Annotated in this window: 11 protein-coding genes; 10 read left to right on the plus strand and 1 reads right to left on the minus strand. The window is 30.4% G+C overall.

The window, feature by feature from the left end; all coding sequences use genetic code 11:
- The first annotated feature begins 128 nt into the window (after positions 1-128).
- The 8 genes from C4N20_RS07320 (at position 129) to pfkB (ending at position 8,946) form a co-directional block, all read left to right on the plus strand.
- Positions 129-851 (plus strand): GntR family transcriptional regulator, encoded by a 723-nt coding sequence (locus tag C4N20_RS07320; RefSeq protein WP_005982630.1) that lies wholly within the window; start codon positions 129-131, stop codon positions 849-851.
- A gap of 32 nt (positions 852-883) precedes the next feature.
- The gene (locus C4N20_RS07325; RefSeq protein ID WP_005982631.1) at positions 884-2,581 is read left to right on the plus strand and encodes a solute:sodium symporter family transporter; all 1,698 of its coding nucleotides are present in this window, start codon (positions 884-886) and stop codon (positions 2,579-2,581) included.
- Between the two features lie 46 nt (positions 2,582-2,627).
- Positions 2,628-4,082 (plus strand): sulfatase family protein, encoded by a 1,455-nt coding sequence (locus C4N20_RS07330; protein ID WP_005982633.1) that lies wholly within the window; start codon positions 2,628-2,630, stop codon positions 4,080-4,082.
- A gap of 95 nt (positions 4,083-4,177) precedes the next feature.
- Positions 4,178-4,903: a GntR family transcriptional regulator gene (locus C4N20_RS07335; RefSeq protein WP_005982635.1), complete on the plus strand. Its 726-nt coding sequence runs from the start codon at positions 4,178-4,180 to the stop codon at positions 4,901-4,903.
- 107 nt (positions 4,904-5,010) lie between these two features.
- Positions 5,011-5,964: an ROK family protein gene (locus C4N20_RS07340; RefSeq protein ID WP_005982638.1), complete on the plus strand. Its 954-nt coding sequence runs from the start codon at positions 5,011-5,013 to the stop codon at positions 5,962-5,964.
- A 20-nt stretch (positions 5,965-5,984) separates the two neighbouring features.
- Positions 5,985-7,127, plus strand: a complete 1,143-nt coding sequence (locus tag C4N20_RS07345) for an SIS domain-containing protein (protein ID WP_005982640.1) — start codon at positions 5,985-5,987, stop codon at positions 7,125-7,127.
- A gap of 20 nt (positions 7,128-7,147) precedes the next feature.
- Positions 7,148-7,999, plus strand: coding sequence for a tagatose-bisphosphate aldolase subunit GatY (locus C4N20_RS07350; RefSeq protein ID WP_005982642.1), 852 nt, complete (start codon positions 7,148-7,150; stop codon positions 7,997-7,999).
- 2 nt (positions 8,000-8,001) lie between these two features.
- Entirely contained in the window at positions 8,002-8,946 is a 945-nt protein-coding gene (pfkB, locus tag C4N20_RS07355) for a 1-phosphofructokinase (protein WP_005982643.1), read from the plus strand.
- A gap of 196 nt (positions 8,947-9,142) precedes the next feature.
- On the opposite strand, the gene C4N20_RS07365 is transcribed toward pfkB, so the two are convergent.
- Positions 9,143-12,838, minus strand: coding sequence for an EAL domain-containing protein (locus tag C4N20_RS07365; protein ID WP_005982645.1), 3,696 nt, complete (start codon positions 12,836-12,838; stop codon positions 9,143-9,145).
- Between the two features lie 224 nt (positions 12,839-13,062).
- Between C4N20_RS07365 and yqeK the strand changes: the two genes are divergently transcribed.
- A complete protein-coding gene (gene yqeK / locus C4N20_RS07370) occupies positions 13,063-13,641 on the plus strand; it encodes a bis(5'-nucleosyl)-tetraphosphatase (symmetrical) YqeK (RefSeq protein WP_005982647.1) in 579 nt (192 codons plus the stop codon).
- Complete coding sequence (gene rnr, locus C4N20_RS07375) at positions 13,638-15,755, plus strand: ribonuclease R (protein ID WP_005982649.1); 2,118 nt, start codon at positions 13,638-13,640, stop codon at positions 15,753-15,755. Before yqeK ends, rnr begins: the two co-directional genes overlap by 4 nt.

Raw genomic sequence — 15,755 nt, forward strand, 5'->3', positions numbered from 1 at the left:
AATATAGTGGTTTAGGTGTATGATACAAGTTAAAACCTAGTAAAAATCAGTATTGACAACAGTTAAAGGTTGAATTATACTTATCGTAACAGAAAAGATAATATTATTAAAACCCATGGGAGAAAATTATGTTTGAGATTAATAAGAAAAGCGAGGTTCCTTTATATCAGCAATTAGTACATAGTATAAAAAAACATATTGAAGAAGGTACATTAAAAGAAAATGACAAAATACCTGCTGAATCAGAATTTTGTACTGTATATGATCTTAGCAGAACAACTGTAAGACAGGCTTTAAGAGCTTTGGAAAAAGAAGGATATATTTATAAGCTTCAAGGAAAGGGGAGTTATGTATCATCTCCTAAAATTTATCAAGATCGGTCAGGTTTTAGTAAATTTTATGATGATATGATGAGTCTGGGAAAAATTCCTATTTCTAAAATATTATCACTGAAAATTAAAAAGCCAAATACTCTTGTTAAAGAGAGAATGAATCTTTCTGATGATGAACTTATATGTAAACTTGTATGGATAAGATATGGAAATGATGAAGCTTTAATCTATGAAACTATTTATCTGAACTACTCTTTAGTAGAAGGAATTGAAAATATCGATCTCAAATCAAAAAAATTATATGATGTTTTAGCAAATGAATTTGGAATAAAAATGACTCATGGAAAAGAGTTGTTTTATCCATGTAAATTGGATGCTTCTGAGGCTAAATTTCTGGGACTAAATGAAGGAGATTTAGGAATGAAAGTAGAAAGAACAGTTTTCCAAGGAAGTAAGGTTTTAGAATACACGAAATCTACAGTGAGAGGAGATAGGTTTGTTTATACAACGAATTTTTAAAAATCTCCATTGAAATAAATTAGGAGGGAAAAATGACTTTTTTTACATTTGTTTTAATAACAGCATTAATTGCTTTTGTTTCATGGTTAAAAACTAAAGGTGAAGACAACAGTGCACAGGGATATTTTCTGGCAGGGAGAGGTTTAAGTGCCACTGTTATTGGATTTTCAATGGTGTTGACAAGTCTTTCAACAGAACAATTAGTAGGGGTAAATGCCTCTTCATATATAAGCAACTTTTCAATAATAGCATGGACTGTACAATCTGTAGTTCCTTTATGTGTACTTGCATTATTTCTTTTACCGAGATATTTAAAAGGTGGATTTACAACTATACCTGAATTTTTCGAGGAAAGATATGACAAACAGACAAGACAGATAATGTCATTGCTTTTCCTAGTTGCATATACTTTTGTAATGATACCAGGGGCGCTTTATTCAGGAGCTATTGCTTTTACACAAATATTTGATATAACAGGAATGTTTGGAGTAAGTTTTAATACAGCTCTTTGGGGAGTGGTATGGCTGATTGGAATTATTGGAGGAATCTATGCAATATTCGGTGGACTGAAAGCAGTTGCAGTATCAGATACACTAAATGGATTTGCTTTGATAATAGGTGGAACAATGATACCTTTCTTTGCTCTGAAATTTTTAGGAGATGGAAGCTTATCAAAGGGAGTGGATATAGTTACATCATCTCATATAGAAAAATTGACAGCTTGGGGAGCAGCAGGGGATCCAGTACCTTGGACAACAATATTTACTGGTATATTAATAGTAAACTTTTTCTACTGGACAACAAATCAGGCAATAATCCAAAGATCTCTTGCAGCTAAAAGTTTAGCAGAAGGGCAAAAAGGAATTTTATATGCAGGAATATTTCTATTATTCCTTCCTGTATTATTAAATGTTCCTGGACTTATTTCTTTTCATATCTTTGGAAATTCATTGGGAAATATAGATTTAGCCTATCCAACACTTGTATCAAAAGTTTTGCCAAAACCTTTATTGGGATTTTTCACAGCATGTTTGTTTGGAGCAATATTGAGTACATTCAATTCATTTATAAACAGTGCTGCAACATTATTCTGCTATGATATTTATAAGCCGATATTTAATAAAAATATATCAGATGAAGATTTAATAAAAGTGGCTAAGATAGCTGGAACTATAATAGCAATAGTATCTATGATAATAGCACCATTACTTCAGTATGGAACAGGGGGATTATTTCTGCTTTTAAAAAGATTTGCAGGATTCTTCAATATACCTATAGTTGCTCTTGTAGCAGTAGGATTCTTGAATAAGACAGTATCTGGAAAAGCAGCAAGAATAACAGTACTTCTCCATGTAATATTATATTTTTCATTAGTATGGATATTTAAAGTAAAACTAAACTTTGTTCATGTAATGGGAGGGCTGTTTGTATTTGACATAATAGCAATGTTTACTCTAGGAAGTGTTTTCAAAAGAGAAAAACCATATGTTCCATCAGTTAAAAATAAATCAGATGTAGATTTAACAAATTGGAAATATGCAAAGGAAACATCAACTCTGCTTGTATTGGGATTATGTTATCTATATTGTGTTCTTTCTCCAATAGGACTGGCAGGAGGAAATAGTCTGACAAAGATAACAATGGTATTTGCAGTAATTGCTCTGGTATTGATGGGAGCTTTAAATATAAAAAAGAAAAAAGTAACTAAATCACTATGTGAAGAATATTAAAGAAAATTGGAAACAAGGTAGCTGGAAGTTTAAGGAGGAAAAATAGATGAATAATAATATAGCTTTTATATTATTAGATCAAGTAAGAGTTGATATGTTGGGAACATATGGACATAAAATAGTAAAAACACCAAATATGGATGCAATAGCAGCAGATGGAGTCAAATTTAATAATGCATTTACTCCAGCTTCTGTATGCAGTCCAGCAAGAACTTCATTATTTACAGGACAGATGCCAAGCAATCATGGGCTTATGAGAAATAGTGAAAAGGGAGGATTGGGAGATCCTTCATTATCAAATCCTAATATAATAACAGAGATGCAGGATTATATGAATTATTTAATTGGGAAATGGCATGTTGGGAAAACAGTTCTTCCTAGAGATTTTGGATTTAAGGGTCATAACTTTGATGGATATGGATATCCAGGAAGCGGAGTATATAAAAATCTTGTATTTGCACAAGGGCCAGAGCAGGAAACTAGGTATAAAGACTGGCTGGAGGAAAAAGGTTTTGAAATACCAGAAGTTTCTAAAAGCTACTTTGGAGAAAATGCTCATCTTAGAGTTCAAGAGCTTTGTGGACTTTTAAGTGGAACAAGAGAGGCTACTCTTCCTTTCTTTGTAATAGATGAAGCAAAAAAAGCTGTACTTGAAGCAAAAAAAGAAAATAAGCCATTCTTTATATGGATGAATTTCTGGGGACCACATACTCCTTGTGTGATTCCAGAGCCTTATTATTCAATGTATAAATCTGAAGATGTAATCTTAGATGAAAGCTTCTATAACCCAATGGCAGGAAAACCAAATCACTATAGAGATATAGCTAAAATGTGGGGAGTATGGGATGCTTCTGAAGAAAGATGGAAAGAAGTTATTGCTAAATTCTGGGGCTATATAACTTTAATAGATGATGCAATAGGAGAATTTGTAAAGTTTTTAAAAGAAGAAGGTCTTTATGAAAGTTTATTTATGGCAATAACAGCTGACCATGGAGATGCAATGGGAGCTCACAGACTTATAGAAAAAGGGGAATTTATGTTTGATACAACATACAGAATTCCTATGATAATCAAAGATCCTGGGTCAAATAGAAAAAATGAAGAAGACAATAATTTTGTATATCTTCATGATTTAACACCAACTTGTAATGATGTTGCAGGAAAAAATATTTCTGATTTCTTTGATGGAGAATCTCTTCTTCCTATTTTAAGAGATGGAAAAAGTAATGGAAGAAAAGGTGTTCTTGGACAGCTGGCTGGACACTTTGTGTATTTTGAACAGAGAATGTGGAGAAGAGAAGACTATAAGATAATTTTTAATGCTTCAGATGTTGGAGAGCTTTATGATATGAAAAATGATAAAGAAGAAATGAATAATCTATTCTATGATGAAAGATATAAAGATGTAAAAAAAGAGATGTTGGAAGAGTTATATAGTGAAATGGTAAAATTAAAAGATCCATTGGCAGGATGGCTTTACAGAATAATATATGAAATCTAAAGAATGATTGTGAAGTTGAAAGTAGTAAATCTCTTGTAAAATAATTGGACAGATGATATTATTTAATCAATAATAAAATATTTATGGAGGACAGGATGCTGTTAAATAAATCTAAAAGTCCACTTTACTACCAATTAGCAGAGATCATCATAGAAGAAATAAAAACTAAAAATTTAAAAGAAGATGATAAAATTCTTACTGAAAGAGAATATTGTGAAAAATATAATTTAAGCAGAGCTACAGTGAGACAGGGAATAGCCTATTTAGAAAAAAAAGGATATCTATATAAAATTCAAGGATGCGGAACTTTTGTTTCATCAAGAGTATTAAAGCAGAAACTTTTAAAATTCTATAGCTTTACAGAGGAAATGAAAAAGCAGGGAAAAACTCCAGAATCAAAAATACTTTCATTTAAAGAAAAAATAGCTGGAGAAAAAATAGCTCAGGAATTAAATCTGGATAAAGAGGAAAAGATATTTGAGCTTGTAAGATTAAGACTGGCTGATGAAGAGATATATATGTATGAAAAAACTTACCTTCCAGTTAAAAAACTTTTGAATTTTTCTAAAAAGGATATTTTAAATACACCTTTGTATGATGTTTTGCAGAAGAAATATAATATAATTTTCAGCAAAGCAACTGAAAGATTTTCAGTTCTCAGTGCAGATAAAAAAATTTCTGAAGCGTTGGAAATAGATGAGAAGAGTCCTATTATAAAACTTCAGAGATGGACATATACAGGAATAGAAAAAATAGAGTATACAGTAAGTTTTCTTCGTGGAGATAAATTTGAATTTGAAGTAGATTTGGAAGATAACTAAAAATCAGACTCATGGGAGTCTGATTTTTAAAAGCTAAAAATTGGTACGGACAACATGACAAATAATAAAAATATTTCAAAGGTATAAAATAAGAGAAAGGGGATAAAATGGCTTATTTTGCTGGAATAGATATAGGCGGGACAAATGTTGAAATTGGAATTTTAGATGAAAAAGCTGAAATATTAAAGAAGACAAGTATAAAGACAAATTCTCAAAATGGCAGTGAAGAAACCTTTATAAAAATATGGAATACAGTGAAACAATTAGCAGAAGAATTAAAAATTTCAGAGAGGGAAATTGAAGCTGTTGGGATGGGAATTCCTGGACCAGTAGTAAATAATTCAGTTGTAAAAATAGCGGCAAATTTTTCATGGGGAAATGATTTTCCTGCAAAGGAACTTATGGAAAGGATTTCAGGAAAATCTGTGAAAGTAGGAAATGATGTAAAAGTTATTGCTTTAGGGGAAGCACTTTTTGGAGCAGCAAAAGAATATAAAAACAGCATAACTATTCCTATTGGAACTGGAATTGCAGCAGGAATAATAATAAACGGACAGATAGTAGAGGGTTCTGGAGGAGCAGCTGGAGAGCTGGGACATATAGTGGTAAATAAAAATGGGTATAAATGCGGGTGCGGTCTTACAGGATGCCTTGAAACATATTGCTCTGCCACTGGAATCGTAAGAGAAGGAATAAAAAGATTAGAGAAAGATAAAAATAATGAACTATATAAAAAAATAAATGGAGATTTGAGCAGATTAGAAGCAAAGGATATATTTGATCTGGCTAAATCTGGAGATAAGTTTTCAATAGGGATAGTAGATTTTTTTTGTGAGTATATGGCAGAAGGTCTTGGGATGCTTTTGAATATAGTGAACCCTGAAATAATTATTTTCACTGGAGGAGTTGCAAGAGCAGGAGATGTTCTATTAGATGGAATAAAAAAGTATTTGTCAAAATATGCTCTTGGAATGACTATGGAAAATCTTAAAATTTCTTTTGGAGAATTAAATGAAGAAGCTGGAATAAAAGGGGCAGCAGCATTAGTAATAAAAAAATAAATTATATAAAGGAGAGAAAAATGGAATTTAAAAATTGTGTAACATGGAAAGAAATAATTCAGCAGCCATCTATTTGGAGAGAAGAAGTGGAAATAATAAAGGAAAAACTTCCAGAAATAAGCAGATTTTTAGATGGAATAAAAGAAAATAAAATCAAAGTAATATTTACAGGTGCAGGGTCATCAGAATTTGTAGGAAATACAATAAGCTCATATATAAACAGTAAAGTGGATATAGAAGTAGTTTCTATTCCTACTACAGATATAGTATCTATGCCAGAACAATACTTGAACAAAGATACAGCAACAATACTGATATCTTGTGCAAGATCAGGAAATTCTCCTGAGAGTGTAGCAACAGTAGCGTTAGCAGATAAATTAGTAGGAAATATATATCACATATTTGTAACTTGCAATCCAGAAGGAAAGCTGGCAAAAATATCAGAAAATCAAGACAATAAATTTTTACTGTTAATGCCTGAGAAAACAAATGATAAAGGATTTGCCATGACAGGAAGTTTTTCATCTATGTTAGTTGCTGGAGTACTTGTTTTATTGAGAGAGAAATTTGAATATTATGCAGAAAAGATACTTTATATATCAAAAATTGTAGAGAAAAATTTAGAAAATATTTTAGCAGATGCAGATGTTATTTCAGATCTGGATATAGAAAGAATAGTATATTTAGGAGATGGAACTTTAAAAGGACTAGCAGAGGAAGTATCTTTAAAGGTTTTAGAACTTACTGGGGGGAAAATAGCTTCTTTCTATAATACTTTTTTAGGATTCAGACATGGGCCTAAATCAATAGTAAATGATAAAACAACTATTGTATGTATGATGTCAAATAATAAGCATACAAGAGTTTATGAACTTGACCTGCTAAAAGAATTTAAAAGTGAAAAGGGAGAAAAGAAAATAGTGGTGTTGGATACTATTTTTGATAAAGAGGTAAAAGAAAACTCTGATTTTTATTTTTCTTTTGGAGATGAAAAAATGGGAGAGATGGAAGAGGTAGTTGCTGGACTTGGATATCTTGTATATGGACAATTGATTTCTCTTTTAAAATCATCAAAGCTTGGAATAAATCCAGATAACCCTTGTCCTACAGGGGAAGTAAACAGAGTGGTTAAAGGTGTAATTATCCATAACTATGAGAAATAAAATTCTAGGAGGAATGTAAAATGTTAGTTTCAACAAGACAATTATTGTTAGATGCTCAAAAGAGAAAATATGCTGTTCCAGCTTTTAATGTTCACAATATGGAGACAATTCAAACTGTAATAGAAGCAGCTTCTGAATTAAAATCACCAATTATTGTAGCTGCAACCCCAGGAACAATGAAATATGCAGGAGCAGAATTTTTTATAAAGTTAGTGGAAATATGTTCAGAAAAATATGATATCCCTATAGCAATGCACTTAGATCATCATGAAGATTATAACGAAATAGTGAATGCCATTGACATAGGAACAAAGTCAGTAATGATTGATGCTTCTCATTTAGATTTTGAAGAGAATATAAAAAAAGTACAAATGGTGGTAGACTATGTTCATAAATTTGATGTTACAGTTGAAGGGGAGTTAGGAATACTTGGAGGGCAGGAAGATGATCTGGTAAGAGATGATAAAGACAGCAAATATACAAATCCTGCTCAGGCAAAAGAATATGTAGAAAGAACGGGAATAGATTCTCTTGCAGTAGCAATAGGAACAGCCCATGGAGTGTATAAAGAAGAACCAAAACTGGATTTTGAAAGACTTGCAGAAATAAGAGCAGTGGTAGATATTCCTTTGGTTTTACATGGGGCTTCAGGAGTTCCAGCGGATCAGGTAAAAAGAGCAATAGATTTAGGTATAACAAAAGTAAATATTGCAACAGAATTAAAAATGCCTTTTGCTGAAACTTTAAGAGAAGTATTGGTGAATAACCCTAATGAAAGCGATCCAAGAAAATATTTTGGACCTGCTAAAGAATCAATGAAAAAAGTGGCCATTGAAAAAATATTAATGTGTGGAAGTAATGGAAAGGCATAGTTATGAATAAGATTTTAACAGTTACACTTAATCCTGCAATAGATGTAAGGTACAATATTGAAAAAATTGAGATGGGAAATATAAACAGAACTACAGCTGTTGAAAAAAATGCTGGAGGAAAGGGAATAAATGTAAGCAGAGTAATAAAGCAACTGGGAGGAGATATTCTTGCTACTGGAATTGTAGGAGGATATACAGGGAAACTATTTTTATCAAAATTAGATAAAGACAGCATAGAGAATAGTTTTTTGGAAACTGATTTTGAAACGAGAACCTGTATAGCTGCAATTGATAAGAACACAGGAAAAATAACTGAATTTCTTGAATCAGCTGAGGGAAAGGAAAAAGATTTTGAGAAATTTTTAGAAAAATATATCTCGATTTTAGAAAAAGGAATAAAGTTAGTATGTGGTTCTGGAAGTCTTTTAAAAGGAATAAAAAAAGATTCCTACAATATTCTTATAAATGAGGCTTCTAAAAGAGGGATAAAATTTATTCTTGATACAAGTGGAGACACTCTTGCAAAAGGGATTGAAGCTGCTCCTTTTCTTATAAAACCTAATCAAGATGAGCTGGAAGATATGTTTAAGAAAAAATTTGCTACTTTAAATGAAATAGTTGAAGGAGCAAGGGAGATTATAAAAAAAGGCGTGGAAAATGTGATGGTAACTCTTGGGGGAAATGGAGCAGTGCTCATAACTAAAAATGAAGTCTACAGAGCAACTTTTCCAAAAGTTCAAATAAAAAATACTGTAGGGTCAGGAGATTCAACAATTGGAGGATTTGCCTATGGAATTGCTGAAGGAAAAAGTTTAGAAGAAAGTTTTAAACTGGGAGTGGCCTGTGGAACTACAAATGCAATGCTTGATACAACAGGGAGTATTGATTTAGAAATTCTGGATACTGTATTGAAAAGTATAAAAATAGAAAAAATATTAAATAACTAAAATAAAAAAATATAAAAATAGGGTGATCCAAAAGCTGAAATTTAATCTAGCTTCTGACCACCCTTTTTAAATAAATTAAAAATTTTATTAAAAGTATTTTTTTCAAACTCAGGGATAGGAATAGGTCTGCTGTACAGATACCCTTGAGCATGATCACAATTTAGAGAAGCAAGGAGAGAATTGACTTCTTCTGTTTCTATTCCTTCCCTACAGTTCTTACATTCATTTCTTTACACATATTAATAACACTTCTGACAATTATTTTTTTCTCTGAGCTTACCTGTAATTTTTCAACAAGGCTCCTATCCAATTTTAAAGTGTCAAACTCCAATGTTGTAAATAAGCTGATATTACTGTATTTACTTCCAAAATCATCAAGAGCAATAGTAAAACCAGCATTTTTTATCTCTTTGCTTATATTTGAAATTATTTTTGTATCTATCTCGCCAATTGTTTCAGTGATTTCTATTTCTATAAGACTTCTTAAAACATTGTATTTTGCTGCTATTATTTTTAAAGTCTTTACAAAATCAGATTCAAGAAGTGTATTTCTTGAAAAATTAAGAGATATTGGAACTAATTTTTTCCCTTCTGATTTCCATCTATGAAGAGTTTTACAAACTTCTTCAAATACAAAGAAATCTATATAACGAATAAGACGTTCTTTTTCAAGCAGAGGAATAAATTTGATAGGAGGAGTGATCACTCCATCTGAATTAATATGTCTTATTAAAGCTTCTGTTCCAGATAATTTTTTTGTTTTAAGATCTATCATAGGCTGTAAAAATACATGATATTCATTATTTTTAATTTCAGCCAATAACTTTTGAAGTAATGCTGGACGATAATGTTTGCTTGTAAAATTTGTGTTTTGGTAATATTTCTGTTTATCAATATACATCAATTCTTCAGCATTTTTATGAAGAACATCAAAATCAATTTCATCATCAGCCCATGAATACCCAATTGACAGTCCTCTATTTTCAAAATTTGAAAATTCTAATTTTATATTATCTATATTTCTTATGAAAGTTTCATTGTCTATATTTTCACAAACAACTAGAAATTCATCACCACTAAGTCTAAAAAGTTTTTCCTCAGGAAAATATTTTTTAAAAATATGTGCAGTTTTGATAATCATTTCATCTCCAAAAAGAGGGCCATATTTATCATTGAGCTGTTTCAAACCATTGATGTCAGAAGTTATCAGGCCAAGAGAAGCATAATTATGAAAACTTCTATTCCATTTATATTCTACAAAACTTTTATGATTAGACAATCCAGTGAGCATATCATGGTAATCTAAAAAAGAGAATTTATTTTTTAAGATTTCATCTTTTATTTTACTTTCAATAACATAACTTACTAATTCAAAAAATCCTATATTCACAGAAGGGCTTTCCAGATTATCTAATATTAAATAGAGAGAATCTTGATGAAAAGCTTCAATAGTAACTGAAAAATATGATTGAATATCAAGTTTAACAAAATTGAGATAATTAACGATATCATTATTCTTTAATACTTCAATGTCATTAATTTTTATAATTTTTTTATCTTTGTGAAGAATTTCCCAATCTGATCCTTTTCTTATTTTTAAATCATTCCAGTGTTTTTTATTAGATGATTTTCCAGGCTGACAATATTCAAAAGCACATATATATTGATGAAGAGATTCATCATATTTCATAATAGAAACATGAGCTGCTTTATAATATTTTCCAAGAATGTTAGTCAGGTATTGAAATAAATCATCATTTACAGGTGAATTTTCAGTTGTTCTTTTAAAATCAATTAAAATGTTTTCAAGATTATTAAATTTTGCTTCGCTTCTTAAAGTTTCCATGTCTATAATATAATCATTTTTAAGATTTGTTTGAGCAATAGAAGGAACATAAGAACATTTTAAGCTTTTATAAATATCTATATTTTTAGTATAAACAATAGCTTCTCTATTGCCACTTATAGGGTTATTAATAATTTTCATATTAATAAGGCACCATATTATTTCTTTATTTTCTTTGATAGCACGAAATTCTACTGATTCTTCAAGTTTTCCCATTGCTATATTTTTTATTACATTTTCTTTTGAAAAAGCATGTTTTATTTTTTCTTTATCTTCAGGATGCACAAGAGTAAGCATTTTTTTGAAAAAATATGTATATGTATATTCCAAATCTTTATCAAGATATTTTTGCCAAGTACCAGAAATATTACTTACTTTATCCTCAGAAAGATCTATGTAGGCATATCCCATAGAATCTTCCAATAGGGCTTTCTTTAAAGTTGAGTTGAAAAGATTTAAAAATTGAAATTCTTGATGTTCAGTGATATCCTCAACTATTCCGATTACTTTTCTAGTTGGAATACCATTAATGATAATATTGTTTAGTTTTATTTTTGTCCATTTATATTTTGTATTTTTTAATCTGGTCTTTATTGTACCACAGCTTCTTGGATTTCCATCAAGAACAGAATTATAAAGCTCACGATAAGTTTCTATATGATCTGGATGAATTTCATTATTTTTTATACGGCTTTCAGGAACATTGTATATAATTCCTGGAATTTCATTTCCAGGTGGGATTCTTAAATGAGTTAAAGTTTTTGAATCTAAATCATATTCAAAAATAATGCACTTAGTAGAGTTCATTGCAAGTTTAAGTTTTGCCTGATTGAATTTAAGTTTATCTTCAATTGCTTTACGATCACTGATGTCAATAACAATGGAGTTGATAATATACTCATCTCCTTCTTTGACAAAAACTCCCTTTGTTAAAAGAGATCTGACTTCACCGTTTTTAGTAGTTATTCTTTTTTCAAATTCAAAATTTTTAAGTTTATTTTCAAAGGCATTTTTTAAAATTGCTTTTACCTTTGAAATATCTTCTGGGAATGTAACAGCAATAAGCTTATTTCCAAGAAGTATCTTCATTTCTTCAGGAGTGTATCCATAGAGTTTATAAAAGCCGTCATTACCATAGATCACAGTAAAGTCTTCATCAAATTTCAGCTTATATACTCCTCCAGGAATATTATCAGTAATAGTTTTTATATTTTGCTGTAATTGTACTTTCTCAGTAATATCAAAACAAATACTTACAATAACAGGGCCATTTTCTGTTTGTACAAGACGTCCTCTATCTAATACCCATATATATGAGCCATTACTTTTTTTCATTCTGTATTCTACTTCATATTCTTCTTTTAATTTTAATGAAGCTTCAACTACTTTACAAACATGATCTCTGTCTTCAGGATGAATACCGTTTATTACAAGACCACCTGTATCTTCTATAAATTCTTCCTGTGATTTATATCCTAATTTTTTTAATAGCTGGTCATTAACAAAATATAGAGGGAAGTTTTCTTTGTAATATCCTCCAATCATTCCACCAGGGACAGAGGAATTTAAAAGATCAAGTGCAGTGTGCTGAGCATTGAGATGAATATTTCCAATCTTCTTATTAAGATCAAGAAAAATGTTTGAAGCATGAATAGGAACTGAAACATGGATTGCAGAAAACTTATATCCTTTTTCAGTTTCTTTTATAATTATACTCGCTCTAAAATTTGCAGGGGGTTCATTAGAGTCAGGACACTCTTTTTTTATATTACTGATACAGATAAGTAAAAAAAGATTTTTTGCTATTGTAAAGATTTTTAAATACTCAAAATCATAAGAATAAGAAGAAGGATTATTTTCGATTTCTTTAGTAATCATAGTTTTCATTTCTTCAAAATTATGAACAATATCCGTCTCAGTTATTCCGAAAGCAAAAATATCCTTGTCTAAAAAAGACAAAGTTTTTTGGATATCTCTTTCTTTAAAATAAACAGTATTGAATTGTGTAAAAAAATCTTTGATTTCTTCATGTTTATCAGTATTCATAATTCCCCCTGAACTACTTTAATTTGAGTTATAAATTCACTTATCCAATATAATTTTACTATATATTCTCATTAAAAACAACCAAAGATTTCTTTGAATGTAAAAAATTTGTTTGAGCTTTAAAAAAATTTTGAAAAGAGAGAATAAAATGATACACTTAAATTGACGGGAAATAAAAAATATGAAAATTTGTGAAATATATTTGTTTTGGCGGAGGCAATATTATGCTGGAAGAATTAAGAGACAGAGTCAGAAAAAGAATGAGAGAGAAAAGATATATACATACCTTAGGTGTGGAGGAAAAAGCAGTTGAATTAGCAGAAAAATATGGAGCTGATATAGAGAAATGCAGAATAGCGGCGATACTGCATGATGTAGCTAAAGAGATGCAAATAGATAAAATGAAAGATATATGTCAAAAAAATTTTTCTGAAGAACTTTCAAAAGAAGACATGGAGATAAATGAAATACTTCATGGTTTTGCTGGATGTATAATAGCGAGAGATGAATTTGGGATAACAGATGAAGATATTTTAAATGGAATAAAGTATCATACTGTTGGAAAAAGAGGACTCAGCCTTTTAGGCAGAATAATATATATTGCAGATGGTATTGAAAAAAACAGAGATTATCCTGCTGTTGATGAAATAAGAAGAGAAGTTGAAAAAGACTTGGACAAAGGGATAATATTAGAAATTGATAGGAAAGTAGAATATCTCACAGAAAGAAAAGGAAAAATACATAAAAATACTGTAGAGATGAGAGAGTGGCTGAAGAAGAAACAGCCTAAGGAGGAAAAATGAATTTAGATAAAGAATTAGAAAGATTGAAACAGCTTATGGATAAAGGAAAAGGATTGAAGCTGGATGAAATAACAAAACTTTTAGGATGGTCTCTTAAAAATAAAAAAGAAAATAGAGAGATCCTTGATAAATGGATAGAAGATGGAGACCTCATGAGAAATAACAGAGGCAAATATAATATTCCTGAAAATCTTGGATTTGTAAAAGGAACTTTCAGCATAATAAAAGACAGATTTGCTTTTGTAGATACTGCTGATGAAGGGATATTTATTCCTAAACCTCATTTTAATTCTGCATTAGATGGAGATACTGTATTGGTAAAAATAACAGCAGGGCTCAATGGAGATAAGAAAAAAGAGGGAGAAGTAGTAAAAGTAATAAGCAGAGAAAGGGATACAATAGTTGGAATACTCCAAAGAAATGAAAATTTTGGATTTGTAACACCAACTCATTCATTTGGAAAGGATATATATATCCCATACAGAATGATGAAAGATGCTAAAAATCAGCAGCTTGTTGTAGTAAAAATAACTTCATGGGGAACTAATGAGAAAAAACCTGAGGGAGAAATAATAGAAGTAATTGGAGATCCGTATAATACTAATAATATGATTGAGGCTCTTATTGTAAGAGAAGGAATGTCAGAAACTTTTTCTAAACCTGTATTGATAGAGGCAAGAAATATACCAGTGACTATATCTAAAGAGGAAATTGCAAAGAGAAAAGACTTGAGAGATCTTCCTATAATAACAATAGATGGAGATGATGCAAAAGACTTAGATGATGCTGTATATGTAAAAAAACTTCCAAATGGAAACTATAAATTAATAGTAAGTATAGCAGACGTTTCTCACTATATACCAGAGGGATCTATGCTAGATCAGGAAGCTTTCAAAAGAGGAAACTCAGTGTATCTAGTAGACAGAGTACTTCCTATGTTTCCTAAAGAAATATCTAATGGAATATGTTCGCTGAACCCTGATGAAGACAAACTTACATTTACATGTGAGATGGAGATAGATCAGAATGGTAAGGTAGTAGATTCTGAGACATATAAATCTGTAATAAAAAGTGTAAGAAGAATGACATATACAAATGTCAATAGGATGATAGCTGGAGAAGAGGAAGCTTTAAAAGAGTATTCAGATATCAAAGATATGGTAATGGAAATGCTTGAGCTTTCTAAAATAATAAGACAGGTAAAATATAACAGAGGAAGCATAGACTTTGACCTTCCAGAGATAAAACTGATACTTGATGAAGATGGAAAAGTAAAATATATCAAGAATAGAGAAAGAGGAGAATCTGAAAGAATAATAGAAGATTTTATGATAGCTGCTAATGAAACTGTAGCTGAAAAGCTTTTCTGGATGGAGATTCCATCAGTGTATAGAACACATGAGAAACCAGATCCTGAAAGAATAAAAAATCTGAATGAAACATTGAGTAAATTTAAATATAGAATACATTCTTTAGATGAAATACACCCTAAAAAATTCCAAAAAATAATAGAAGATTCAAAGGAAAGAGGAATAAATCTTCTTGTGCATAAGCTTATTCTTATGGCATTGAAACAAGCAAGATATACAGTGGATAATTTAGGGCACTTTGGACTGGCTTCTGGATATTATACACATTTTACTTCACCAATCAGAAGATATGCAGATTTAACTGTTCATAGAATATTGAATTCTGTACTTCATGGATATCCAAGCAAAAAAGTAATAGCTAAAAATGCTGAAGAGCTTCCACAAATATGTACTCATATATCTAAAACTGAAAGATCAGCTATGAAGATAGAAGATGAAAGTATAAAAATTAAACTTGTAGAATATATGATAGATAAAGTTGGAGAAGAGTATGATGCTACAATTGTAGGATTCAGCAATAAAAGAGTATTCTTTGAAACTGAAGAGCATGTGGAGTGTTTCTGGGATGTAGTAGCAGCTAAGCATTACTATGAATTTGATGATAGAGAATATGTAATGAAAGATATGGATGGTGGAAAAGTATACAGCATCGGAGATAAATATAAGGTTATTCTGGTGAGAGCAAGTCTTGCAGAACTTGAGATAGAAGTAGTGCCTCAAGTGGCAATGGAAGAGGGACTATAA

It is taken from the genome of Fusobacterium ulcerans (genome assembly GCF_003019675.1).
Lineage (GTDB): Bacteria > Fusobacteriota > Fusobacteriia > Fusobacteriales > Fusobacteriaceae > Fusobacterium_A > Fusobacterium_A ulcerans.

Bases quoted from the DNA above. Each gene is read 5' to 3' on its own strand.
- C4N20_RS07320 (WP_005982630.1), top strand. From the start codon at position 129: ATGTTTGAGATTAATAAGAAAAGCGAGGTTCCTTTATATCAGCAATTA.
- C4N20_RS07325 (WP_005982631.1), top strand. From the start codon at position 884: ATGACTTTTTTTACATTTGTTTTAATAACAGCATTAATTGCTTTTGTT.
- C4N20_RS07330 (WP_005982633.1), top strand. From the start codon at position 2,628: ATGAATAATAATATAGCTTTTATATTATTAGATCAAGTAAGAGTTGAT.
- C4N20_RS07335 (WP_005982635.1), top strand. From the start codon at position 4,178: ATGCTGTTAAATAAATCTAAAAGTCCACTTTACTACCAATTAGCAGAG.
- C4N20_RS07340 (WP_005982638.1), top strand. From the start codon at position 5,011: ATGGCTTATTTTGCTGGAATAGATATAGGCGGGACAAATGTTGAAATT.
- C4N20_RS07345 (WP_005982640.1), top strand. From the start codon at position 5,985: ATGGAATTTAAAAATTGTGTAACATGGAAAGAAATAATTCAGCAGCCA.
- C4N20_RS07350 (WP_005982642.1), top strand. From the start codon at position 7,148: ATGTTAGTTTCAACAAGACAATTATTGTTAGATGCTCAAAAGAGAAAA.
- pfkB (WP_005982643.1), top strand. From the start codon at position 8,002: ATGAATAAGATTTTAACAGTTACACTTAATCCTGCAATAGATGTAAGG.
- C4N20_RS07365 (WP_005982645.1), bottom strand. From the start codon at position 12,838: ATGAATACTGATAAACATGAAGAAATCAAAGATTTTTTTACACAATTC.
- yqeK (WP_005982647.1), top strand. From the start codon at position 13,063: ATGCTGGAAGAATTAAGAGACAGAGTCAGAAAAAGAATGAGAGAGAAA.
- rnr (WP_005982649.1), top strand. From the start codon at position 13,638: ATGAATTTAGATAAAGAATTAGAAAGATTGAAACAGCTTATGGATAAA.